22 protein-coding genes and 1 tRNA gene are annotated in these 22,893 nt (G+C 66.2%); 13 read left to right on the forward strand and 10 right to left on the reverse strand.

Annotated features, from left to right (window positions below; translation table 11 throughout):
- The first annotated feature begins 17 nt into the window (after nt 1–17).
- Nucleotides 18–887 carry an alpha/beta hydrolase family protein gene (locus tag FS787_RS02610; RefSeq protein WP_144670773.1) on the forward strand — a complete coding sequence of 290 codons (870 nt, stop codon included), beginning with the start codon at nt 18–20 and terminating at the stop codon, nt 885–887.
- Between the two features lie 36 nt (nt 888–923).
- The gene (locus FS787_RS02615) at nt 924–1,688 is read left to right on the forward strand and encodes a YaaA family protein (protein WP_144670774.1); all 765 of its coding nucleotides are present in this window, start codon (nt 924–926) and stop codon (nt 1,686–1,688) included.
- Nucleotides 1,689–1,747: 59 nt separating this feature from the next.
- On the opposite strand, the gene FS787_RS02620 is transcribed toward FS787_RS02615, so the two are convergent.
- A complete protein-coding gene (locus FS787_RS02620; RefSeq protein ID WP_144670775.1) occupies nt 1,748–2,485 on the reverse strand; it encodes a zinc ribbon domain-containing protein in 738 nt (245 codons plus the stop codon).
- A gap of 62 nt (nt 2,486–2,547) precedes the next feature.
- Complete coding sequence (locus FS787_RS02625) at nt 2,548–3,471, reverse strand: Nif3-like dinuclear metal center hexameric protein (RefSeq protein ID WP_144670776.1); 924 nt, start codon at nt 3,469–3,471, stop codon at nt 2,548–2,550.
- Nucleotides 3,472–3,550: 79 nt separating this feature from the next.
- Between FS787_RS02625 and msrA the strand changes: the two genes are divergently transcribed.
- The 3 genes from msrA to epsC all read left to right on the forward strand — a co-directional run bounded on the left by msrA (nt 3,551) and on the right by epsC (nt 5,703).
- Nucleotides 3,551–4,075, forward strand: a complete 525-nt coding sequence (gene msrA, locus FS787_RS02630) for a peptide-methionine (S)-S-oxide reductase MsrA (protein WP_144670777.1) — start codon at nt 3,551–3,553, stop codon at nt 4,073–4,075.
- A 70-nt stretch (nt 4,076–4,145) separates the two neighbouring features.
- Nucleotides 4,146–5,081, forward strand: a complete 936-nt coding sequence (cysK, locus tag FS787_RS02635) for a cysteine synthase A (RefSeq protein WP_144670778.1) — start codon at nt 4,146–4,148, stop codon at nt 5,079–5,081.
- A 37-nt stretch (nt 5,082–5,118) separates the two neighbouring features.
- A complete protein-coding gene (gene epsC / locus FS787_RS02640) occupies nt 5,119–5,703 on the forward strand; it encodes a serine O-acetyltransferase EpsC (RefSeq protein WP_144670779.1) in 585 nt (194 codons plus the stop codon).
- A gap of 46 nt (nt 5,704–5,749) precedes the next feature.
- Here the strand turns inward: epsC and FS787_RS02645 are convergent, their stop codons facing one another.
- The gene (locus FS787_RS02645) at nt 5,750–6,583 is read right to left on the reverse strand and encodes an oxidoreductase (protein WP_144670780.1); all 834 of its coding nucleotides are present in this window, start codon (nt 6,581–6,583) and stop codon (nt 5,750–5,752) included.
- A gap of 104 nt (nt 6,584–6,687) precedes the next feature.
- On the reverse strand, nt 6,688–8,124 hold the full coding sequence (gene gndA, locus FS787_RS02650) for an NADP-dependent phosphogluconate dehydrogenase (protein WP_144670781.1): 1,437 nt from the start codon (nt 8,122–8,124) through the stop codon (nt 6,688–6,690).
- Nucleotides 8,125–8,363: 239 nt separating this feature from the next.
- Between gndA and FS787_RS02655 the strand changes: the two genes are divergently transcribed.
- On the forward strand, nt 8,364–9,092 hold the full coding sequence (locus tag FS787_RS02655) for a FadR/GntR family transcriptional regulator (RefSeq protein ID WP_144670782.1): 729 nt from the start codon (nt 8,364–8,366) through the stop codon (nt 9,090–9,092).
- 307 nt (nt 9,093–9,399) lie between these two features.
- Here FS787_RS02655 and FS787_RS02660 read toward each other — a convergent pair whose 3' ends face one another.
- The 6 genes from FS787_RS02660 to FS787_RS02685 form a co-directional block, all read right to left on the reverse strand.
- Entirely contained in the window at nt 9,400–9,678 is a 279-nt protein-coding gene (locus tag FS787_RS02660) for a hypothetical protein (protein ID WP_144670783.1), read from the reverse strand.
- A gap of 140 nt (nt 9,679–9,818) precedes the next feature.
- Nucleotides 9,819–9,894 (reverse strand) — tRNA-Val (locus FS787_RS02665).
- A 99-nt stretch (nt 9,895–9,993) separates the two neighbouring features.
- A complete protein-coding gene (locus FS787_RS02670; RefSeq protein WP_144670784.1) occupies nt 9,994–10,488 on the reverse strand; it encodes a GNAT family N-acetyltransferase in 495 nt (164 codons plus the stop codon).
- Between the two features lie 140 nt (nt 10,489–10,628).
- Nucleotides 10,629–11,528: an NAD-dependent protein deacetylase gene (locus FS787_RS02675; protein WP_395940306.1), complete on the reverse strand. Its 900-nt coding sequence runs from the start codon at nt 11,526–11,528 to the stop codon at nt 10,629–10,631.
- Nucleotides 11,529–11,559: 31 nt separating this feature from the next.
- Entirely contained in the window at nt 11,560–12,021 is a 462-nt protein-coding gene (locus tag FS787_RS02680) for a peroxiredoxin (protein ID WP_260982363.1), read from the reverse strand.
- Nucleotides 12,022–12,074: 53 nt separating this feature from the next.
- Entirely contained in the window at nt 12,075–12,494 is a 420-nt protein-coding gene (locus FS787_RS02685) for a DUF3052 domain-containing protein (protein WP_144670786.1), read from the reverse strand.
- Nucleotides 12,495–12,891: 397 nt separating this feature from the next.
- On the opposite strand from FS787_RS02685, the gene aceE reads away from it, so the two are divergent.
- From aceE to FS787_RS02720, 7 genes are all read left to right on the forward strand, one after another.
- The gene (gene aceE / locus FS787_RS02690) at nt 12,892–15,672 is read left to right on the forward strand and encodes a pyruvate dehydrogenase (acetyl-transferring), homodimeric type (RefSeq protein ID WP_186329074.1); all 2,781 of its coding nucleotides are present in this window, start codon (nt 12,892–12,894) and stop codon (nt 15,670–15,672) included.
- 214 nt (nt 15,673–15,886) lie between these two features.
- On the forward strand, nt 15,887–17,131 hold the full coding sequence (locus FS787_RS02695) for a CdaR family transcriptional regulator (RefSeq protein ID WP_144670788.1): 1,245 nt from the start codon (nt 15,887–15,889) through the stop codon (nt 17,129–17,131).
- An 87-nt stretch (nt 17,132–17,218) separates the two neighbouring features.
- The gene (locus FS787_RS02700) at nt 17,219–18,148 is read left to right on the forward strand and encodes an ACP S-malonyltransferase (protein WP_144670789.1); all 930 of its coding nucleotides are present in this window, start codon (nt 17,219–17,221) and stop codon (nt 18,146–18,148) included.
- Complete coding sequence (locus FS787_RS02705; protein ID WP_144670790.1) at nt 18,145–19,206, forward strand: beta-ketoacyl-ACP synthase III; 1,062 nt, start codon at nt 18,145–18,147, stop codon at nt 19,204–19,206. Before FS787_RS02700 ends, FS787_RS02705 begins: the two co-directional genes overlap by 4 nt.
- 121 nt (nt 19,207–19,327) lie before the next feature.
- Nucleotides 19,328–19,573, forward strand: coding sequence for an acyl carrier protein (locus tag FS787_RS02710; protein ID WP_056426718.1), 246 nt, complete (start codon nt 19,328–19,330; stop codon nt 19,571–19,573).
- Nucleotides 19,574–19,727: 154 nt separating this feature from the next.
- On the forward strand, nt 19,728–20,963 hold the full coding sequence (gene fabF / locus FS787_RS02715; RefSeq protein ID WP_144670791.1) for a beta-ketoacyl-ACP synthase II: 1,236 nt from the start codon (nt 19,728–19,730) through the stop codon (nt 20,961–20,963).
- Between the two features lie 836 nt (nt 20,964–21,799).
- Nucleotides 21,800–22,786: a hypothetical protein gene (locus FS787_RS02720; RefSeq protein WP_144670792.1), complete on the forward strand. Its 987-nt coding sequence runs from the start codon at nt 21,800–21,802 to the stop codon at nt 22,784–22,786.
- The last annotated feature ends 107 nt before the right edge of the window (nt 22,787–22,893 follow it).

The raw sequence follows: 22,893 nt of genomic DNA on the forward strand, positions 1-22,893 counted from the left end.
GGGCCTATGATCCGTGCATGGACCAGTCCGCCCTGACCCGGCGCAGGCTGCTTGAGCTGGCAGTAATCAGCTTTGGTGCGTCCGCGCTCACAGCGTGCACGGAAGGTCTCGTACCCGTCGAGACGTCCCCGCCCGTCGCTACCGAGCCGCCGGCCCCGCTGTCCGTCCGGACCAGCGCCGGGTCTTTCAACTCCGCCTACCGGCCCGGGGTCGCCACGCACTGGTCCCTGGCCGCGCCTGACATGCCGCCCGGCAACCCACAGCCCGAACTTCCCGTGGCGATCTTCCTGCACGGGCTCGGCGGCGACCACTCCGTCCTGCTGGAGAACCTGGCCGCCGACGAGGCCCTGCAACGGCACCTCGACGCCGGCGGCGCACCGTTCGCGATCGCGGCGGTGGACGGCGGGGACAACTGGTGGCACCCCCGCGCGAACGGCACCGACACCCAGTCGATGCTGGTGAGGGAATTTGCGCCGTTCCTCGGCCGGCGGGGCTACGACCTCGGAAGGATCGGCCTCTTCGGCCTTTCGATGGGAGGCTTCGGCGCTCTTCTGCTCGCCTCCCAGGGCAGGCTGCCCGGCGTCCGGGCCGTCGCGGCCCTGAGTCCGGCGGTCTGGGAAGCGTACGATCCGCGTTTGGACAGCGCCTTCGACGGCCCGGCCGACTTCGCGGCCCACGACGTGTTCGCGCTCCGGCCCGGTCTCGCGGCCCTGCCCAAACGGATCGATTGCGGCACCGGGGACGACCTTGCCGCCACGGTTCGTGACTACCGCGCCGGACTGCCGGGCGCCGTCGAAGGCGGCTTCCAGCCCGGCGGCCACGACGACGACTACTGGCGGTCCGTCTTGCCCGACGTCTTGTCCTTCCTGGGCCGCAACCTGGCCTGAACCCCCGGCCCGGGAACGGACGGCTAAGATTGGCCGGTGCTGATTCTGCTGCCGCCCTCCGAAGGCAAGACCCCCGCGACGGTCGGCAACGCCGTCGACTGGACCTCCCTGAGCTTCCCCGAACTGAACACCTACCGCGCCAAAGTGCTGGACGGTCTCGGAACGGTCAGCGCCCACGAAGACGCCTTGGCGCTCCTAGGCGTCGGCGCCTCGCTGCGCGCCGACGTCGAACGCAACACCCGGCTGCACGCCGAGCCGGCAGCGCCCGCCCACCAGGTCTACTCCGGGGTGCTGTACGACGCGCTGGGCTATGACTCGCTGACGGCCGCGCAGAAGCGCAGGGCGGATGAATCAGTCATGGTCATTTCCGCGCTCTGGGGGGCCATCCGCTTCGGCGACAGCGTGCCCGCCTACCGGCTGTCGATGTCCACCGCACTGCCCGACGTCGGACGGCTGGCATCGTTCTGGAAACCGCAGCTCACTGCGGCCCTCGCCGGGGTCGCGGACGGTGAACTGCTGGTGGACTGCCGCTCCAGCACCTACGCCGCGGCATGGGCTCCCCCGCCTGCGCAGACCGTGGCCGTGAACGTCTTCACCGAGGTGGGCGGCGTGCGGAAAGTGGTCAGCCACTTCGCGAAACACACCCGGGGCGAACTCGCCCGGCACCTGCTGACCCGGCGGGGCAGGGCGCCGCAGACACCGGCGCAGCTGCAAAAGGCGGCGGCCGAAAAGTGGACCGCGGAGCTGGTTGGGGGCACGGCCCGGAAGCCGCACGCCCTGAACATCATCCTGCCGAACTAGCTCGCAGCAGGGGCCGCTTTGAGCCCCCAAACGGCCTTAACTGCTGGTCAGTCGGGTGGCTAGGCCCACTCGGAGGAGCGGACCAGGATGCAGCCGGAGTCCGGGCAAAAGACAATGTCGTCCTCGGCCGCGGCCTTGATTTCGGCGAGGTCGCCCGGGCTGAGCTGCATGCCGGATCCTTCGGACGTGCCGTGGAACAGCCGCGCAGCACCGACGCCGCGCTTGGCCAGGGTCTTCTCGTAGACGGCGAGCATGCCGGCGTCGAGCCCTTCGGCGAATTCGGCGCGCTTGCCGCGCACCACCGTGGCCTCGGCGGCGACCTCGGCGAGCTGTTCGTCCAGCTCGGCGCGGATGGAGCCGAAGGAGCCCTGGATGTCGTCAACGATCTGCTGCTGGGCGGCCTGGCGCAGGCGCAGGGAATCCAGCCGCTCCAGGACCTCCAGCTCCACGTCCTCCAGGTCGGAGCGGCGCTTGTTCAGGGACACGAGGTCACGCTGCAGGGCCACAAGGTCCTTGGACAGGCCGGTGCCGCTGTTCAGCTTCGCCTCGTCGCGTTCGATCCGGGAGGCCACCTGCTCCACGTCCGCCTCGGCCCGCTTGAGCTCGAGTTCGGCGTCGTGCACGGCCACCTTCGCGGCCCCCAATTCACCGTTGGCCACGCTGAGGGCTGCTTCAAGATCGGTGATCCGGGAGTCGCTTTCAAGGCTTCGGCGGCGGTTGAACAGGGATTTGAGCTTCGCATCAAGTCCCTGCAGTTCGAGCAACTTCAACTGTTCCGCCGGTGCTGCCTTGGCCACTATTTACCTCCGCTTGTTCCCTTCCGGCCGGAGCCGGGCACCTAATCGGCGCTCCCTAGACTCTAGCCCCCGCCCGGAGTCAGAATGAAGTCCCACGGATCGCTGTTGGTGCTGCTGACCCGTATCTCGACGTCGTGGCCTTGGTCGCTCAGCACGTTGCCCAGCGCCTCCGCCGCGGCCGGCAGCCACAGCCACTCGCTGGCGAAGTGGGAAACGTCGATCAGGTACGGCCTGTCATTGATGGCCGCCTCACGGGCTTCCGACGCCGGATGGTGCCTAAGATCGGCGGTCAGGTACACGTCGGCGTTGCTCGCCCGGACCTCGCCGAAGAGGGAATCCCCGGCGCCGCCGCACACCGCCACGCGGCGGACCAGGCCGTCTCGGTCCCCGGAGACCCGCACTCCCCCGGCCACCGCGGGCAGGATGCCGAAGACGCGGGCGGCGAAGTCGCCCAGCGTCAGGACTTCCTCAAGGTCCCCGACGCGCCCGATGCCTTCCTCCGGCAGGCCGTTGGCCGCCGGGGTCAGCGGGGCCACGTTCTGCAGCCCCAGAGCGTCGGCCAGGACATCCGAGACGCCGCCGACGGCGGAATCACCGTTGGTGTGCACCGTCAGCAGCCCGGTCCCCGACTCGATCAAGCGGTGCACGGCACGGCCTTTGGCGGTGGTGGCCGCAACCGACGTGACGCCCTTGAGCAGCAGCGGATGGTGGGTGATGAGCAGCTCGGCGCCAAATTCGATGGCCTCCTCGATCACCTCAAGGGTGGGATCGACGGCGAAGAGGATCCTGTTGACCCCGGCGGAGGGGTGGCCGGCCACGAGACCCACCTCGTCCCAGTCCTCCGCGAGGGACTCGGGCCAGAGCTCTTCCACGGCCAGCAGGACCGTGCCAAGGGTGGGCGCCCCGGGCGTTTCCCCGGATCCGTTGCCGGCAGCAGCGCTTGCGTCGGCGGGGCCGGCTGAAACGTCGGTGTTTTCAGGTTCCATACCCACATTTTTACCCTATCGGCCGGCCGGCCCCGCAGACGCCGGGAATCATCGGAGCCTTTGAACCATTGAACAGAGCATGAGAACTTTTGTCCTCGGCGGAGGCTGCTTCTGGTGCCTCGACGCCGTCTACCAGAAAACCAAGGGTGTCAGCGCCGTCGTTTCGGGCTACACCGGAGGCCACGACCGCAACCCCGACTATTACGCCGTCTGCTCCGGAACCACCGGCCACGCCGAAGTCGTGGCCGTAACGTTCGATGAGGGGATCATTCCGGCGGACGTCATCCTGGACATGTTCTTTGCACTCCACGACCCCACAACGCTCAACCGTCAGGGCTACGACGTCGGGACCCAGTACCGCTCTTCGATGTTCTACGAGACAACGGAGGAGAAGATCCTTTTCGAGGAAGCCATCGACCGGAACCAGCAGCTCTGGGCGCATCCGATCGTGACGGAAGTCAGCCGGCTGCCCGTCTTCCACCGGGCGGAGGAAATCCACCAGGACTACTTCGCCAAGTTCCCGGAGCAGGGTTACTGTCAGGTGATCATCAATCCGAAGCTGGCCAAGGCCAGGAAATATTACTCAGCATGGCTTAATGCTTAGCTAGGCCCTGCAGGCCCTCGTTAGGCTGACCTTAGTATTCCCCCTCTTCAACAGACAGGCGCAGACACCCATGGCACGGATCTATGACGATGTTACGAAGCTGATCGGCGGCACCCCGCTGGTCCGGCTCAACCGGCTGACCGAAGGACTTGACGCCACGGTGGCGGTCAAGCTGGAGTTCTACAACCCGGCCAACAGCGTCAAGGACCGGATCGGGGTCGCGATCGTCGACGCCGCGGAGAAGTCCGGTGCCCTCCGGCCCGGCGGCACCATCGTCGAAGGCACGTCCGGCAACACCGGTATCGCCCTGGCCATGGTGGGCGCGGCCCGCGGTTACAAGGTCATCCTCACCATGCCGGAAACCATGTCCACCGAACGCCGGGTCATGCTCCGCGCCTACGGCGCCGAAATTGTGCTCACGCCCGGTTCCGAGGGCATGCGCGGCGCCGTGGAGAAGGCCCAGGAGATCGTCGCCAACACGGAAAACTCCATCTGGGCCCAGCAGTTCGCCAACGAGGCCAACCCCGAGGTGCACCGCCAGACCACGGCCGAGGAAATCTGGGCCGACACCGACGGCAAGGTGGACATCTTCGTCGCCGGCGTCGGCACCGGCGGAACCGTCACCGGCGTCGGACAGGTGCTCAAGGAGCGCAAGCCCGACGTGCAGATCATCGCCGTCGAGCCGAAGGACTCCGCCATCCTCAACGGCGGCGCCCCGGGCCCGCACAAGATCCAGGGCATCGGCGCCAACTTCGTCCCGGAAATCCTGGACACCAACGTCTACGACGAGGTCCTGGACGCCACCTTGGAGGACTCCGTCCGCGTGGCCCGCGAACTCGGCGTCCAGGAAGGCATCCTGGGAGGCATCTCCTCCGGCGCGATTGTCTGGGCGGCCCTGGAACTGGCCAAGCGCCCCGAGAACGCCGGTAAGCTTATTGTTGCTGTTGTCTGCGACTTCGGTGAGCGCTACATCTCCACCGTGCTGTACGACGACATCCGCGGCTAAGTCCGGCCCTGAACCAAGATTTCGTAGAAAGGTCTTTGTGAGCTTCTTCGCAAGACTGAAGGAAGACCTCGACGCCGCCCGGTCCCACGACCCGGCGGCTCGAGGTTCTTTTGAGAACTTCTTCGCCTACTCCGGCCTGCACGCGATCTGGTTCCACCGCGTGACGCACCGGCTCTGGCAGAATCCGGCGCTGCGCTTCCCGGCACGGCTGATCTCGCAGCTGGCCAGGTTCCTCACCGGAATTGAGATCCACCCCGGCGCCACGATCGGCCGCCGGTTCTTCATCGACCACGGAATGGGCGTCGTCATCGGCGAGACCGCCGAAATCGGCGAGGACGTCATGATCTACCACGGCGTGACCCTCGGCGGCCGCTCCCTGGCCAAGATCAAGCGGCACCCCACCATCGAGGACCGCGTCGTGATCGGCGCAGGAGCCAAGATCCTGGGCCCCATCACCATCGGCCGGGACAGCGCCGTGGGCGCCAACGCCGTGGTGGTCAAGGACGCCCCGGCCGAATCGATCCTTACCGGCGTGCCGGCCACCTGGCGGCACCGGGACGCGCAGCGCGAGACCAAACCCGCCGTCGACCCCGCCGAATACCTGATCGAGTACCGGATCTAACTGACGCGTCCCCGCGTCACCGCGTCACCGCCGGAATCTGTCAGTGCTACGCGGGGAACCGCTGGTAGATCTTCCAGATGACGACGTCGAACGCCCGGTCCGGCAGCAACCGCCGCAACAGCAGGATGGCACGCGCGCCCTTGCCCACCGGGTAGCGGGTCTTGGGCCGTGGCGACGTCGCGGCGTGGACGATGGCGTCGGCAATGACGTCCGGCGGTGTGGACATGGTGGAACCCACGGTGGAAGCCAGAGCCGCCGCCACCACCTTCGCCTGGTCCATGTAGGGTCCGTGGCCGGACGTGGCCAGCAGGCTGTCGCCGGAGATGGCGCCCCACTCCGATTCGGTTCCCGACGGCTCGATGATGGACACGTCGATGCCATGGGGTTTGAGCTCGATCCGCAGCGAATCGCTCAGGCCTTCGACGGCGAACTTTGTGGCGTGGTACCAGGCACCCAGCGGCTCGTACATTTTGCCGCCGATCGAGGACACGTTGATGATCCTGCCCCGCCCGGCGGTCCGCATGCCGGGGAGCACCAGCTGGGTCATCCGCGCGAGCCCGAAGAGGTTGACGTCGAACTGCCGGCGCCCCTCGGCGATGTCCACTTCCTCCAGCGATCCGTAGGAGCCGTACCCTGCGTTGTTCACCAGGACGTCCACCCGGCCGTGGGTGGCGATGACCTGCTCGACGGCGGCGGCCATGGATTCCTCGCTGGTGACGTCCAATGCCATGACCGTCACGCCGTGGGCCTTGAGGGGCTCCATTTTCTCGACGCGTCGCGCCCCGGCATACACGGTGAATCCCCGGGCTGCGAGCTTCCACGCGGTCTCAAAACCGATGCCGGTGGAGGCACCGGTGACAAACGCTACGGGCTGGGTCATCTGCTGCACTCCTGGGACGGGGACGGGGCCGGATTTCCGGGGAAACACGAACGGCCGGTGCTCCCAGAGTAACGGGAGCACCGGCCGTGGCGTCAGGGGCGGAACTAGTGGGTGTCCACCGCCTCGATTTCAGACTTGTCCTCGCCCCAGAGGGTGTGGAAGGTTCCTTCGGCGTCGACACGGCCGTAGGTGTGCGCGCCGAAGAGATCGCGCTGTCCCTGGATCACGGCAGCCGGGAGGCGCTTGCGGCGCAGGCCATCGTAGTACGCCAGCGAGGAGGAGAACACCGGCACCGGGATGCCCAGCTGCACGGCGGTCGAGACCACCCGCCGCCAGGCCGGGAGGACGTCGGCGATCGCCTTGGTGAAGGCCGGGGCGAAGAGCAGGTTGGCCGGCTTCTCCTCCGCGGCGTAGGCCTTGGTGATCTCCTTCAGCAGCTCGGCCCGGATGATGCAGCCGCCGCGCCACAGCGAGGCGATCTCGTCTAGCTTCAGGTCCCAGCCGTATTCCTTCGCCGCGGAGGTGAGCATGTCCAGCCCCTGCGCGTAGGAGACCAGCTTGGAGGCGTACAGCGCCTGGCGGACGTCCTCGACGAAGCTTTCGGGAACCTCGACGGCGGCTTCCGCGCCGGCCAGCAGTTCCTGGCCCAGCTTGCGCTGCTCGGTCTGGGAGGACAGCGCGCGGGCGAAGACCGATTCGGCGATGCCCGACGTCGGGGAGCCCAGTTCCAGCGCGGAGATGACCGTCCAGCGGCCGGTGCCCTTCTGGCCGGCGGCGTCCACCACGACGTCGACGAACGGCTTGCCGGTCTTCGCGTCCACGTGGCCGAGGACCTCGGCGGAGATTTCGATCAGGAAGGAGGCAAGGTCTCCCTTGTTCCACTCTTGGAAGATCTTGGCCTGGTCGGCCGGTTCGATGCCCGCGCCGGAGCGCAGCAGGTCGAACGCTTCACCGATGACCTGCATGTCGGCGTATTCGATGCCGTTGTGGACCATCTTGACGAAGTGGCCGGCGCCGTCGGTGCCGATCCACGCGCAGCAGGGCTTGCCGTCGACGTGGGCGGCGATCTTTTCCAGCAGCGGGCCGAGGGCGTCGTAGGACTCCTTGGAGCCGCCGGGCATGATCGAGGGGCCGTTGAGGGCACCTTCCTCGCCGCCGGAGACGCCGATGCCGACGAAGTGCAGGTCCTTCTTGGCCAGGGCCGCTTCGCGGCGGCGGGTGTCCTCATAGTGGGAGTTGCCGGCGTCGATGATGATGTCGCCCGGCTCCAGGAGCGGCTCGAGCTGCTCGATCACGGAGTCCACCGGCTTGCCGGCCTTGACCATGATGAGCACGCGGCGCGGCTTCTCCAGCGAGTCAACGAGCTCCTGCAGGGTCTCCGTGCGGACAAAATCGCCGTCCTGGCCGTGTTTCGCCAGCAGGGCGTCGGTCTTCTCGACGGACCGGTTGTGCAGGGCAACGGTGAAGCCGTTCCGGGCCAGGTTGCGGGCGAGGTTGGCCCCCATCACCGCAAGGCCGGTGACACCGATGTGTGCTGACATCAAAACTCCAATTCATTCTGTGCAACGAGTGCAGTTCGTCCCGCGCGTGAGGCGGGACTTTCTTCTTGGGGATCAGTGGCTGTCAATAAACCATATGTATCTCCGCGGGCTACGGGAAAGCAGTGCCCACGTCGCGGAATATGGCGCGTCACAAACAGTCTATGATTTCCGGCGCCGTCCGCGCCCGTCCGTGCCGAAACCTCGGCTGGAACGGCGTCCGCCGCACTATGCTTACGACTATGTCAACCAGCCTCCACCACCGCGCCATTGAGCACCTCGGTACCCGCATCGTCGCGGGCGAGCTCCCGGCCGGCCACATCATGCTGGCCGAGCACCTCGAAGAAGAACTCCAGGTTTCCCGTTCGGTGGTGCGCGAGGCCGTGCGGGTCCTGCAGTCGATCGGTCTGGTCGAAACGACCAAGCGCGTGGGCATCCGCGTACTGCCGGCCAACCGCTGGAACCCCTTCGATTCCCAGGTGATCCGCTGGCGCCTCGCGGGCGTTGGCCGCGGCGCGCAGCTGCGCTCCCTCGCCGAACTGCGCACCGCCGTCGAACCCGTCGCCGCTGAACTGGCCGCGACCAACGCCCCGGAGGAGATACGCCGTGAGCTCGTGGATGTCTCCCACGCAATGCGCGACGCCGGCCGGGCCGGGGACGTGCCGAGGTTCCTGGAGCTGGACATCCACTTCCACTCCCTGCTCCTGACCGGGTCCGGGAACGAAATGTTCGCCAACATGGTAGGCCAGGTGGCGGAGACGCTGACCGGGCGCACCGTGCATGGTCTGATGCCGGACCGCCCGCGCGACACGGCGCTGCAGTGGCACGTGGACGTGGCCGAGGCGATTGCCGCCGGCAAGCCCGCGGACGCCCGTGAGGCCTCGGACCGGATCATGCGGCAGACCATCGCGGAAATGGAACCAGAGTGGAAAGACCAGCCGCGGGTCTTCGTCCCGGTCGCGCGGCCCTAGCTGTCTTACTCACGGAACACCTAGACCGCGGCCCCGGCGGATGCGGCATGTGTCCGGCCCGGACCCTTCCTCTCTGGAGCCCGTCTGTCTTGACAAAGGCGCCGAGTCTAAGCCGTCGAATGGCCGTCAGTTACGCCATCGAATAGGCATTTTTGCACGCCAGGATCGCTGCCGCGTGTTTCGCATTTTCCAAATATTCACGGTATATTCATACCAAGCCTTCCACCGCGGCATCCCCCAATAGTCGCGGTGGAAGGCTTTTCCATTTCTGCGGCGCCTACGGTCCGTGCCGCCCGCGCTCCCGCCCCTACGCCGCGTCCGCGATGGCCTCCCGGAGCCGCCAGCCGCCACCCAGTCCGTCACGGATAATTTCCATCGTTGTGAGGGCGGAACCCGGGTTGCGGCCCAGCCTCGCCTGGATCTGCCAGACCTCGACGTCGACGCGGCTCAGTCCCTTGGGCATCCGACGCTCCGCTTCCCACCAGCTCACCCGCTCGAACCAGCGGACCGGCTCCGCGCCGACCAGCCATTCGCGGCCGCCGCGCACCACCGCCCGGGGCCTACCCTGCGGATCAGATTTCACCATGACGTGTTCCATGCCAGCCACGGTAGGGCGGGGGTCTGACGTTATTGCCCGGGGCAGCGTCCCCTCCCCGGGGAAGGCCTGCCGGGCACACAAAAAACCCCGCCGTGCGGCTCCGCGGCCTGCACTGACGGGGTCTTCCTTGGTGGGTCCTACCGGGATCGAACCGATGACATCCACGGTGTAAACGTGGCGCTCTACCAGCTGAGCTAAAGACCCAAACCGCTGTTTCCACACCTTCGCGCTTCAACCAACGAACAGTTACTGTACCGGACGAACCGGGCTGAGCGCCAATTGGCCCCCAGCGGCCCGGTGGCCTTACCGGACCATGCTGGCGTCGGTGATCATCGGGGCAGCAGCATCGCGCCGTTCGGTGCCATCGAACTCGAATCCGTTGCGTCGATAGAACGCCACAGCGCGCGGGTTGCCCTTCGCCACCCACAACATGGCCAGTCGGGGACCTATCACGGCATCGAGAAGCGCCTGGCCTGCACCCATTCCGTGCTGGGCTGCAGAGACATACAGGTTGTACACCTGAAGTTCACGCGGCATATCGAGCGATTCCGGGTCGAAGGCCGGGCCAGCGAATGCGAAACCGATGATTCCCCCATCACGTTCCGCAACCGCGACGCGCCATTCGTCGCGAGGGTTCCCGAGGATGTGGTTCCACATCTTGTGGCGGCCTTGGAGGTGCCCCTCCGTAAAATAGTCCTCGGGGAGCAAGTGGTTGTAGGTCTCTCGCCATGTTGCCACGTGCAGCTCAGCAATGGTTGGCGCATCCGCGGGCGTGGCAGTGCGAAGCATGAATGACATCACAAAATTGTGTCAGACAGCTCGATTTTGTCGGGCCGCAAAACCTGACATTCGCCACTGATCTTATGCTGCCAATGCCATGCCATCCGGCTGGACTAGCCCGGCGCTGCAGAAAATAGCGCGAGGACGGCTACCGCAGGTTATTTATCCAGCGGCGGCAGCTCGGCTGCGAGCCACGTGAGCGCCTCGCTGACGCCGGCGTCGAGCTTGATGGTGGCGAGGTCGTCCCCGCGGGTCTGCCCGCGGTTGATGATCACCACCGGTTTTCCGTGTTTGGCCGCGTGCCTGGCAAACCGCAGGCCGCTCATGACCGTCAGCGAGGAGCCTGCCACCAGCAACGCTCCGGCTTCGTCCACCATGGCGTAGGAACGTTCCACCCGGTCTTTGGGGACGTTCTCGCCAAAGTAGACAAAATCCGGCTTAAGCGTGCCGCCGCAGGCCGGGCAGTGCGCCACGACAAAACTCTCGATCAGGGCCGCGTCCTCCACGGTGGCATCGGCGTCCGGAGCCATTTCGACCACACCGGCGGCCAGCGCCCGGTCCAGGAAGTCCGGGTTGAGTTCTTCCAGAACGCCGGCCAGTAGCGTGCGGCTGTACTGGCGGCGGCAGGAGAGGCAGACCACCTGGTCAAACCGGCCGTGCAGGTCCACGACGTTGAGGCTGCCCGCGTCCTGGTGGAGCCGGTCCACGTTCTGCGTGATGAGCCCGGTGAGCAGGCCGCGGCGTTCCAGCCGGGCGACGGCGGTGTGGCCGTCGTTGGGGTCGGCCCGGCGCAGGTGGGACCAGCCGATATGGTTGCGGGCCCAGTAGCGGCGCCGGTTGTCCGCTGCGCCGATGAATTCCTGGTAGGTCATGGGGGCCCGCGGCGCGGCGCCCGGTCCGCGGTAGTCCGGGATGCCGGAATCCGTGCTCAGGCCGGCCCCGGTCAGCAGCGCGAAGCGTTCCCCCGCCAGAATGGCGTGGATGTCCTGCAGGACCTCGAGTTCGTCACGGGCGGGCTCCCCGGCGGGTACCGGGGGCAGGCTGGCAAACCCGGTCATGCCGGTCCCGGGCCGCCGCGTCCTCACTGTCTCAGTTCCTGCCGAGTCCCGCCAGGGCGGTGCGGTATTCGGTGAAGTCCCGGGCCTGGCCGCGGGGGTTCACCACCAGGTAGCGCACGATTCCGTTGGCGTCGATGATGAAGGTTCCACGCTTAGCCATCCCGGTGCCGGGGTCAAACACCCCGTATTGCTCGGCCACGGCTCCGTGCGGCCAGAAGTCAGCCAGCAGGTCGAAGGCATAGCCTTCCTTCTCCGCGTACGCCCGCTGGGCGAACTTGCTGTCCACGGAGATCCCCAGCACGACGGCGTCGGAATCCTCGAACAGCGCCAGGTTATCCCGGATTTCGCAGAGTTCCCCCGTGCAGATGCCGGAGAAGGCGAAGGGGAAGAACACGACCACGACGTTGCGGCCCCGGAGCTCCGACAGCCTCACGGGTTCGCCGAACTGGTTCAGCAGCTCGAAGTCGGGAGCGGCCTCGCCGAGGGCGGGCACGGCCCGTGTTTCAACCGGCTGGCCCCCCAGGACGCCAACCGCTCCCGCAGGGGTCACTTGTTCTTCCGGGTGACCAGACGGGTGGCGCTCCAGTCCTTGGAGACGCCGGCAGAGGTGGTGTAGTGCAGGCCTGCCGTGGGGGCGGCGTCCTGGATGTCTGCGGGTGAGACATAGCCGACCCGGCCGGACTTCGGGGTCAGTACCCAGACGACGCCGCCCTCGGTCAGTGCGGTCAGCGAGTCGACCAGGGTGTCCACGAGGTCTCCGTCTCCGGAGCGCCACCAGAAGATGACGGCGTCGACGACTTCGTGGTCGTCTTCGTCGAAGAGTTCCGAGCCGGTGAGGTCCTCGATGTCGTCGCGCAAATCGAAGTCGACGTCGTCGTCATAACCGAATTCCTGAATCAGGTCCCCGGTTTTGAAACCCAGTTTTTCCGCCACATTTACCGAAGTGGCGGCGTCGGCCTCGCTCACGTGTTGCTCCTATGCTTGGTGTTTTCAACAGCTCTAGTGATTTCCATTACTCCAAGCCAACACCCTTTGCGCCTGCGCTTCAAGCTGTTGGCCCCGCGATCCGCCATATTCTGCGTCACACACGGCGATCCGGGCACCGCACGGCGGCACGTCGTCACACAACCAGTATGCCGGTCAAATGCGACAGCACCCCCATGGGACAGCTACGCATCCCCGAGCTGTCAGAGCTAGAGTGGCTGATGACGACTACGCCCGCGAGGGCGAATGCCCCGCTGACGAAGGCGGGCATGGTCGTGATTGGACCTAGCCCGGCGCACATGACCGGGCAGTTGTAACCGATACGTCGCACACGTCGCGTTCACGCCACGCAGAAACCCTGCCGGAGCTGAGGGCGCCGATGAATGCGCTCAAAGAGAGGTTGGACGTGGCTGCAGGAGAAGAGACCTCCCATATCCTCAGCGGGTTGACTAACCAGCTGCCTGATCGTGATCCGGAAGAGACCGCCGAGTGGCTGGAGTCCCTGGATGCGCTGATTCAGGAACAGGGCACCGAGCGTGCCCAGTACATAATGCGCAGCCTGCTCCAGCGGGCGGGCGCGCAGTCCGTGGGTGTTCCGATGGTCACCACCACGGATTACGTGAACACCATCCCGGTGGACCAGGAGGCCGAGTTCCCCGGGGACGAGGAGATCGAGCGGAAGTACCGGGCGTGGCTGCGGTGGAACGCCGCGGTCATGGTGCACCGGGCGCAGCGGGCCGATATCGGCGTCGGCGGGCACATCTCGACCTATGCCGGGGCCGCGACCCTGTACGAGGTGGGCTTCAACCACTTCTTCCGCGGCAAGGACCACCCCGGCGGCGGGGACCAGGTCTTCTTCCAGGGCCACGCCTCCCCCGGCATGTACGCCCGGGCGTTTATGGAAGGCCGTTTGACCGAGGAGGACCTGGACGGGTTCCGGCAGGAGAAGTCCAAGGAAGGCCACGCCCTGTCCTCCTACCCGCACCCGCGGCTGATGCCGGAGTTCTGGGAGTTCCCCACGGTCTCGATGGGCATCGGCCCGATGAACGCGATCTACCAGGCCCAGTCCAACCGGTACCTGCACAACCGCGGCCTGAAGGACACCTCCGACCAGCAGGTCTGGGCGTTCCTGGGCGACGGGGAAATGGACGAGCCCGAATCCCGCGGCCTGCTCCAGCTCGCCGCGAACGACAAGCTCGACAACCTCAACTTCGTGATCAACTGCAACCTCCAGCGCCTCGACGGGCCCGTGCGCGGCAACGGCAAGATCATGCAGGAACTCGAGGCGTTCTTCCGCGGCGCGGGCTGGAACGTCATCAAGGTCGTCTGGGGCCGGGAATGGGATGACCTGCTGGCCAAGGACCGGGACGGGTCGCTCGTGAAGATCATGAACGAAACCGTCGACGGGGACTACCAGACCTACAAGGCCGAGTCCGGCGCGTTCGTCCGCGAGCACTTCTTCGGACAGACCCCGCAGACCAAGGAAATGGTCCAGGACCTCACCGATGACCAGATCTGGAACCTCAAGCGCGGCGGCCACGACTACAACAAGGTCTACGCCGCGTACAAGGCCGCCACCGAGTTCAAGGGCAAACCCACCGTCATCCTCGCCCACACGGTCAAGGGCTACGGCCTGGGCACCCACTTCGAGGGCCGCAACGCGACCCACCAGATGAAGAAACTCACCCTCGCGGACCTCAAAGCCTTCCGCGACCACCTCCGCATCCCCATCACGGACGACCAGCTCGAAGCGGACCTCTACCGGCCCCCGTACTACCACCCCGGCATGGACTCCCCCGAGATCCAGTACCTCATGGAACGCCGCCGCGCCCTGGGCGGCTTCGTCCCCGAACGCCGCTCCAATCACACCGATGTCACCCTCCCGGATGACAAGGCGTACGAGGCCGCCAACCGCGGCTCCGGCAAGCAGCTGGCCGCCACCACCATGGCGTTCGTGCGCCTGCTCAAGGACCTGATGCGGGACAAGGAGTTCGGCAACAGGATCGTCCCGATCATCCCCGACGAGGCCCGCACGTTCGGCATGGACGCGTTCTTCCCGACGGCGAAGATCTACAACCCGAACGGGCAGAACTACCTCTCCGTGGACCGCGAACTGGTCCTTGCGTACAAGGAGTCCATCTCCGGCCAGATCGTGCACGCCGGCATCAACGAGGCCGGATCCGTGGCCGCGTTCACCGCCGCCGGCACGTCCTACGCCACCCACGGCGAGCCGCTGATCCCGATCTACGTCTTCTACTCCATGTTCGGGTTCCAGCGCACGGGAGACTCCTTCTGGGCCGCCGCGGACCAGATGACCCGCGGGTTCATCATCGGCGCCACCGCCGGCCGCACCACCCTCACCGGTGAAGGCCTGCAGCACGCCGACGGCCACTCCCCCATCCTGGCCGCAACCAACCCGGCAGTGGTCACCTACGACCCCGCATACGGCTATGAGATCGGCGTCATTATGCGCGACGGTCTCAACCGGATGTACGGCCCGGGACCGGCGGACAATGACCCGTCGCGGAACGTGATGTACTACATCACGGTCTACAACGAGCCGATCTCCCAGCCGGCAGCGCCGGCGGAAATCGACGTCGAGGGCATCATCAAGGGCATCTACCTGCTGGCTCCGGCCAAGATTGACGGCCCGCGCACGCAGATCCTGGCCTCCGGCGTCTCGGTGCCCTGGGCCCTCGAGGCCCAGCGGGTCCTCGCCGAGGACTGGGGCGTTTCCGCCGATGTGTGGTCCGTGACGTCCTGGAGCGAACTGCGCCGCGATGCCATGGCCGCGGAGGAGGAAGCCTTCCTCAACCCCGGCCAGCCCGCCCGCGTGCCGTTCGTTACCGAACAGCTCGCCGGGGCGACCGGCCCGATCGTGGCGGTCACCGACTACATGAAGGCCGTCCCGGACCAGATCCGCCAGTTCCTGCCGAACGAGTTCGCCTCGCTCGGTGCCGACGGTTTCGGCTTCTCGGACACCCGCGCCGCAGCCCGCCGCTTCTTCAAGAACGACGTCCACTCGGTGGTTGTCCGTTCGCTGCAGATGCTGGCCCGCCGCGGAGAGGTGGATGCCCAGGCTCCGGCCCAGGCAATCGAGAAGTACCGCCTGCACAACGTCAATGCCGGCACCACCGGCAACGCGGGCGGCGACTCCTAGGCCCTTCCCGCAACGTACGACGGCGGTCCCCACCGGAAGGCGGGGGCCGCCGTCGGATGTTAACCTCGGATGGCGGCACGCGCGCCACGCCGGTGCGCCACTGTGATCCAGCACAGTGATCCGCCATTGTGATCCAGCACTGTGATCCAGCACAAGGCGCGTTGTAGCCTTTGCACAAATGGAGCTTGGACGGCGCGCACCGTATGCTCAATGCATGGCCGAGCCGATCACCACTCCTGTCAAACGCACGCCCGCTTCCAGGGCGATGCCCCCGGAGAAGGTGGAAACCCTCAAAAAGCTCCGGGCAAGCGTCGGCCAGCTCTCCACAACCACCCTCCGCCAGCTGGAGAAATCCCTGCCGTGGTACAGCCGGCTGAACTCCGACGAACGCTCGGCCCTGGGCATGGTGGCCCAGAACGGCATCGCCGCCTTCGTCACGTGGTACGAACGCCCCAGCTCCCCGTCCTGGATACTGTCCGACGTCTTCGGCACCGCACCCACCGAACTCACCCGCTCCATCAGCCTGCAGAAGGCCCTCCAGCTGATCCGGATCGTCGTCGAGGTGGTGGAGGACCAGGTCCCCGTGATCGCACCGGAGGCGGACCAGGGCGCGCTGCGCGAAGCGGTGCTGCGGTACTCCCGCGAGGTGGCCTTCGCCGCGGCCGACGTCTATGCCCGCGCCGCCGAATCCCGCGGCTCATGGGACACCCGGCTGGAAGCCCTCATTGTGGACGCTATCCTCCGCGGCGAAAACACCGATGCCCTACGGTCGCGGATTGCCGCGCTGGGCTGGAAGGCGCAGGAGCGCTTCACCGTGATGGTGGGCAATTCCCCGTCCGAACCGAGCGCCAGCTACGTCAGCGAACTGCGCCGCACGGCCGGGCGCTTCGCCGAAGACGCCCTCGTGGGCATCCAGGGCGACCGGCTCATACTGATCCTCGGCGGCGTCCACGACCGCGAGACCGCATACCTGAAACTCGCCGAACTCTTCGCCCCCGGACCGGTCGTCTACGGCGCCGAAGCCGGTTCCCTCCTGGAAGCCAGCGGCTCGGCCCAGTCCGCGTTCGCGGGACTGACCGCCGCCCGCGCCTGGCCCTCAGCGCCGCGCCCGGTGGCAGCCGATGACCTCCTGCCGGAGCGCGTGATCTCCGGGGACGACGCCGCCCGGCGCTCCCTCGTGAAGAACATCTACCGGCCCCTGCTCGCGGCGTCCAACGGCCTCGTGGAGACCCTCGGCACCTACCTCGAACTGGGGCATTCATTGGAGGCCACGGCCCGCGAACTCTTCGTCCACGCCAACACCGTGCGGTACCGGCTCAAGCGGGTCTGTGACGTCACGGGCTGGGATCCGCTGCTGCCGCGGGAGGCCTTTGTCCTGCAGACGGCCCTCGTGGTCGGCCGGCTTTCGGCCCCGCCGAAGCCCGCCACGGAACGTCAGCCGACACGCAACAGCACCTGAGCGGTTGTAGACTTCCTACAAAGTGACCCTGTGAGCTTGGTGCATGAATGCACCGATAATCACGCCGCAATTTGGAAAGCTGGATACGTGCTTGCAATCGTCTGCCCTGGACAGGGCTCCCAGACCCCCGGTTTTCTGGCCCCCTGGCTGGAACTGCCCCCCGTCGCAGGCCACTTGGCCTCCCTCAGCGAAATCGCAGGCATCGATCTCACCGCCCACGGCACCACCTCGGACGAAGAGACCATCAAGGACACCGCCGTCGCGCAGCCGCTGATTGTCGCCGCCGGGCTGGTGGCCGCGCAGTCCCTGTTCGACGTCGAGCTCGGCACCCTGCCGGTGATCCTCGCCGGCCACTCCGTCGGTGAAATCACGGCCTCCGCCCTGGCCGGCGTGCTGACGGAAACCGAAGCCATGACCTTCGTCCGCGAACGCGCCAACGGCATGGCGGCTGCGGCCGCTGCCACCCCCACCGGCATGAGCGCCGTCGTGGGCGGCGACCCCGCCGAGGTCCTCGCCGCCATCGAGGCCTGCGGCGCCACCGCAGCCAACGTCAACGGCGCCGGCCAGACCGTTGCGGCCGGAACGCTGGACCAGCTCAAGACCCTCGCGGAGAACCCGCCGGCCAAGGCCCGGGTCATTCCGCTGAAGGTTGCCGGCGCGTTCCACACCTCGCACATGTCGCCCGCCGTCGCGGCGCTGCAGGCCCTCCGGCCCGCACTGCACCCGCGGAACCCGCAGGTTCCCCTGCTCTCCAACTTCGACGGCGCCCAGGTCACCGATGGTGCCGCCGCCGTCGAAAGCCTGATTGCCCAGGTTTCCCGCCCGGTCCGCTGGGACCTCTGCATGGAAACGCTCGTGAAGCGCGGCGTGACCGGCGTGATTGAACTGGCCCCGGCCGGGACGCTGGCCGGACTCGCCAAGCGCGGCATGCCGGGCGTGAAGACCGTCACCGTCAAGACCCCGGACGATCTGTCCGCCGCCCTGGCCCTATTCGCAGAACTGGAAGGACAGGCATGAGCGTTCCCACCCTGAAGCAGGCGCCCCTGCACGAGAACACCCGCATCATGGGAGTCGGCGCCTACCGGCCCGACGTGATCGTCACCAACGATGACGTCTGCCAGTGGATCGACTCCTCCGACGAGTGGATCCGCCAGCGCACCGGCATCATCACCCGGCACCGCGCCCCCGCCGACGTCAGCGTGATCGACATGGCCGAAGGCGCTGCCCGCGAGGCCCTGCAGAAGGCCGGGATCGAGGCCTCCCAGCTCGGCGCCGTCATCGTCTCCACCGTGACCCACCCCTACGCGACGCCGTCCGCCGCCGCGAGCCTCGCCGACCGCCTCGGCGCGACGCCGGCCCCGGCCTTCGACATCTCCGCCGCCTGCGCCGGGTACTGCTACGGCATCGCCCAGGCCGACGCGCTGGTCCGGTCCGGGACCGCCGACTACGTCCTCGTGGTCGGTGCGGAAAAGCTTTCCGACGTCATCGACAACACCGAACGCACCATCTCCTTCCTGCTCGGCGACGGCGCGGGCGCCGTGGTGATCGGCCCTTCCGACACCCCGGGCATCGGCCCGTCGGTGTGGGGCTCGGACGGCAGCAAGTGGGACGCGATCGGCATGACCCACTCCATGCTGGACCTCCGCGAGCTCGCCTCGGCGGGCAAGCAGGGCGGCGCGCTGAGCGCCGAGGAAGCCGCCGTCACGGACGCGGCCTCCTGGCCGACGCTGCGCCAGGACGGCCAGACGGTCTTCCGCTGGGCCGTCTGGGAAATGGCCAAGGTGGCCCAGCAGGCGCTGGACGCCGCCGGTATCTCCGCCGAGGACCTCGCCGCGTTCATCCCGCACCAGGCGAACATGCGGATCATCGACGAGATGGCCAAGAAGCTCAAACTCCCGGAGAACGTCATCATCGCGCGGGACATCGCCGACGCCGGCAACACCTCCGCGGCATCCATCCCCCTGGCCACCCACCGCCTGCTGCTGGAAAACCCGCAGCTCAGCGGCGGGCTTGCACTGCAGATCGGCTTCGGCGCCGGTCTGGTCTTCGGTGCCCAAGTGATCGTGCTTCCTTAGGCGTTCCTGTTCTTCCTGTCTTCAAATCACACAGCAAGCCGAAGCCTCGGTTTGAATCATTACCGCCCGAAGCCGCCGGCACACCGGCAGACCACGGCAACAACCAGAAAAGGAGCCATCAATGGCTAGCAACGAAGAGATCCTGGCCGGCCTGGCTGAAATCGTCAACGAAGAGACCGGCCTGGCCACCGAGGCTGTCGAAATGGACAAGTCCTTCACCGAGGACCTGGACATCGACTCCATCTCGATGATGACGATCGTCGTCAACGCCGAAGAGAAGTTCGGCGTGCGCATCCCGGACGAAGAGGTCAAAAACCTCAAGACCGTCGGCGACGCCGTCAGCTTCATCGCCAGCGCACAGGCCTAATTCAGGCCCGGGCCGGTCCGGGGGCGCAGCTGCACCCCCGGACCGCGCCATTTGCAGCACCATCCACTGCACCACCCCAGAGTTTTTCAAACGCAGGCCCCGGCCACCGCCCCAGGTTCCGGATAAAGCAGGCGCACCGACAGAGAGTGATCCCATGGCACGCAAAGTAGTCATTACCGGTCTGGGTGCCACCACACCCATTGGCGGCGATGTCCCCACGATGTGGAAGAACGCGCTGAAGGGCGTCTCCGGCGCGCACACGCTTGAGGACGACTGGGTGGCCAAGTACGAGCTCCCCGTCCACTTTGCCGCACGCGCGTCCAACCCCGCCACCGAGGTCCTGAGCCGGGTTGAGGCCAAGCGGATGGACCCCTCCACGCAGTTCGCCGTAGTGGCCTCCCGCGAGGCGTGGGCCGACGCCGGCATCACCGAAATCGACCACGACCGTCTGGCAGTGGCCTTCGCCACGGGCATCGGCGGTGTCTGGACGCTCCTGGACGCGTGGGACACCCTGCGCGAAAAGGGCCCGCGCCGCGTCCTGCCGATGACCGTGCCCATGCTGATGCCCAACGGCCCGGCCGCCGCGGTGAGCCTTGACCTGGGTGCCCGCGCCGGCGCCCACACCCCCGTCTCCGCCTGCGCGTCCGGCACCGAAGCCGTTCACATGGGCCTGGACCTGATCCGCTCCGGCAAGGCCGACGTCGTCGTCTGCGGCGGCGCCGAAGCCGCCATCCACCCGATGCCGATCGCCGCGTTCGCCTCCATGCAGGCGCTTTCGCGCCGCAACGACGATCCCGAGCACGCCTCACGCCCCTACGACCTTGGCCGCGACGGCTTCGTTATGGGCGAGGGCGCCGGTGCCCTGGTGCTCGAGGCCGAGGAACACGCGCTGGCCCGCGGCGCCCGGATTTACGCCGAGCTGGCCGGCACGTCCGTGACAGCTGATGCGTACCACATCACCGCCCCGGACCCCGAGGGCCTCGGCGCCACCCGGGCACTGAAGGCCGCCATGTTCGACGGCCGGATCCAGCCGGAGGACGTGGTGCACGTCAACGCGCACGCCACCTCCACCCCGGTTGGCGACAAGCCCGAGTACGCGGCCCTCAAGGCCGCCCTCGGTAAGCAGCTGGACAGCGTCGCCGTCTCGGCCACGAAGTCGCAGATGGGGCACCTGCTGGGCGCCTCCGGTGCGGTGGAAGCCGTGCTGACCGTTATGGCCATCTACGACCGCAAGGCCCCGGTGACCATCAACCTTGAGAACCAGGATCCGGAGATCCCGCTCGACGTCGTCACGAGCGCCCGCGAACTGCCGTCGGGCAGCATCGCGGCGCTGAGCAACTCCTTCGGCTTCGGCGGCCACAACGCCGTGATCGCGGTCCGGAGCATCTAGCCCGGGCGGCGCGCAGCTCACCGAGATGACAGATGGCGGCAATGTTCTTCGTGAACATTGCCGCCATCTGTCGTTTCGACGATGCTCCTATAGGCGTCAAATCCGCAGTTACCGGGTGTTCCTCATAAAAGTCAGCGCGCTGACAAAAGATTGCTGATCACCTGACGTTCAGCAGGAAAGGCTGGTGCCTCTTCGCTTCAACCATTTTCGGGCATACCTTCGCTGCCGGCTGTTGCATCTAGTGCTGTCCGTGGCAAGCTTGGCCATCCCTGGGCATTGTCAGTGGCCGAGAGCATGGGCCAGCTTACCTGCAGCGAGTTTGCGAGATACGTACTCTGGAAAATAGATGGTTGCGGGCTATTGCTATATGTGAGCGCTGCCACCGATGATGTTCTCGTGCGCAAGGGGGAGCACGAAGTTGCTCGCTGGGGAGCATTCATATTTGTGGGCGCAGCATGGCTGCTTGTCGATCCGTTTTTTCCAGTCTTGTTAAATCCACCGTCACCTTGTCGAGGGTCGACGCCTTGGCCAAGAAGGCCCAAACACAACAGAGAAGGAGCCCTTGGGGCAGGGGAACTATTGCAGTAGTAGGACTCCTCGTTGCTTCGTTGGCTATTGCGGCTCCTGCCGAGTCAGCTAAACCTCCTGAGCCCGGGGACAACCAACCGACAGCGGACCCGGCCGACATTCCTATGGCGCCGCCGGAGGGGGTCCATAAAGTTATAGACAGCGTCTATGAAAAGGCGGAGGCTCGTGGCGTTACCCCGAATAACTTGTGGTACGAAGCGCAAGGGAAGGTCGTCGTTGCGTTCGTACCCCCTTCGCCGGAAGGTGACTTGGAGGGGTTCAAAGCTGATATCGCAGAGATGTCCGCAACGGCGGATGGCTTCACTGTTTCATCCAAGGACGTGCTGCGAAGCCTCGACGAGAGCAAGGCTGCACAAGAACGCCTGACCAGTGACACAGAGTACTGGGCCGCACGCAACGTTACGGTTACCGGATCAGGTATCAATACTGATGGGGATACCGTTGTAGCCGACGTTCTGAACGCCGAGACAGTGGAAGATGTCCGGCAGCAGATGGTTGCCCGGTATGGGCCAGTGGTGGACGTCCAAAACGTCGCGGCGAGGGCGCAGCCATCTGCATCGCGTCAAAGTGATTATTCTCCGTGGTACGGAGGGGATCGCATTACTCTTCCGAGCGGCGGTGAGTGCACGAGCGGCTTTTCCGTCTACAAGCCCGGCTACGGTAGTTACATGCTGACTGCAGGTCATTGTTTCAGCGGAACCGGCCAGTCCACGTCTTACACTTTCACCCCGCCCTTTGGCTCAGCCTACTTCGGTTATGTTTCACAGTGGGAGAATACCTACGGTCAGCCCTCCGACTACGCTCTCGTTACCGGCAATTACTCTCCCTATGTCTGGAGCGGGGGGCCCAATGGAACGTCTTTCCTCCCAGTTACTTCATCGAATAATTCGAGCGGCGAGCCAACCAATGAGGTCTGCTTCGACGGCGGCTTCACGGGACAAGTATGTCGTGGCATGGTAAACCGCACCAACGTAACATTGGACCTATCTAACGGTAATCGAACGACGGGCTTGGTCGAAGCGATCCACTACGACCCGGGATACATGTGCCAGTTGGGCGACAGCGGCTCTCCAGTCTATGACGGGTACCTGCCAGGTGGACTGAGGGCACGTGGCATATTTGTTGCTCAGTTCGCCATCGAAACCCAAGCGCAAGTTTGCTACTACCTGCCATGGAATACGCTCGCATCCAGGCTCGGTTCGGCGCAGGGAAAGCTCCAGGTTGATGTGCCATGAAAATCGGCGTCGTGAAAGTTAGGCTCGGTGTGGCCTTAGCAGTGCTTTGCATGTCAGCTTGCTCCAGCCAGTTGCCACAATCCGGAATTCCCGCCTCCGCATGGGAG

Origin of the sequence: Arthrobacter sp. U41 (assembly GCF_007679325.1) — a bacterium.
Taxonomy (GTDB): Bacteria; Actinomycetota; Actinomycetes; order Actinomycetales; family Micrococcaceae; genus Arthrobacter.

What these genes read in the sequence shown, in the direction of transcription:
- FS787_RS02610 (WP_144670773.1), top strand. Translation starts at nt 18, where the DNA reads ATGGACCAGTCCGCCCTGACCCGGCGCAGGCTGCTTGAGCTGGCAGTA.
- FS787_RS02625 (WP_144670776.1), bottom strand. Translation starts at nt 3,471, where the DNA reads ATGGAACCTGAAAACACCGACGTTTCAGCCGGCCCCGCCGACGCAAGC.
- msrA (WP_144670777.1), top strand. Translation starts at nt 3,551, where the DNA reads ATGAGAACTTTTGTCCTCGGCGGAGGCTGCTTCTGGTGCCTCGACGCC.
- cysK (WP_144670778.1), top strand. Translation starts at nt 4,146, where the DNA reads ATGGCACGGATCTATGACGATGTTACGAAGCTGATCGGCGGCACCCCG.
- FS787_RS02645 (WP_144670780.1), bottom strand. Translation starts at nt 6,583, where the DNA reads ATGACCCAGCCCGTAGCGTTTGTCACCGGTGCCTCCACCGGCATCGGT.
- gndA (WP_144670781.1), bottom strand. Translation starts at nt 8,124, where the DNA reads ATGTCAGCACACATCGGTGTCACCGGCCTTGCGGTGATGGGGGCCAAC.
- FS787_RS02655 (WP_144670782.1), top strand. Translation starts at nt 8,364, where the DNA reads ATGTCAACCAGCCTCCACCACCGCGCCATTGAGCACCTCGGTACCCGC.
- FS787_RS02660 (WP_144670783.1), bottom strand. Translation starts at nt 9,678, where the DNA reads ATGGTGAAATCTGATCCGCAGGGTAGGCCCCGGGCGGTGGTGCGCGGC.
- FS787_RS02670 (WP_144670784.1), bottom strand. Translation starts at nt 10,488, where the DNA reads ATGTCATTCATGCTTCGCACTGCCACGCCCGCGGATGCGCCAACCATT.
- FS787_RS02675 (WP_395940306.1), bottom strand. Translation starts at nt 11,528, where the DNA reads ATGACCGGGTTTGCCAGCCTGCCCCCGGTACCCGCCGGGGAGCCCGCC.
- aceE (WP_186329074.1), top strand. Translation starts at nt 12,892, where the DNA reads ATGAATGCGCTCAAAGAGAGGTTGGACGTGGCTGCAGGAGAAGAGACC.
- FS787_RS02695 (WP_144670788.1), top strand. Translation starts at nt 15,887, where the DNA reads ATGGCCGAGCCGATCACCACTCCTGTCAAACGCACGCCCGCTTCCAGG.
- FS787_RS02705 (WP_144670790.1), top strand. Translation starts at nt 18,145, where the DNA reads ATGAGCGTTCCCACCCTGAAGCAGGCGCCCCTGCACGAGAACACCCGC.
- FS787_RS02710 (WP_056426718.1), top strand. Translation starts at nt 19,328, where the DNA reads ATGGCTAGCAACGAAGAGATCCTGGCCGGCCTGGCTGAAATCGTCAAC.
- fabF (WP_144670791.1), top strand. Translation starts at nt 19,728, where the DNA reads ATGGCACGCAAAGTAGTCATTACCGGTCTGGGTGCCACCACACCCATT.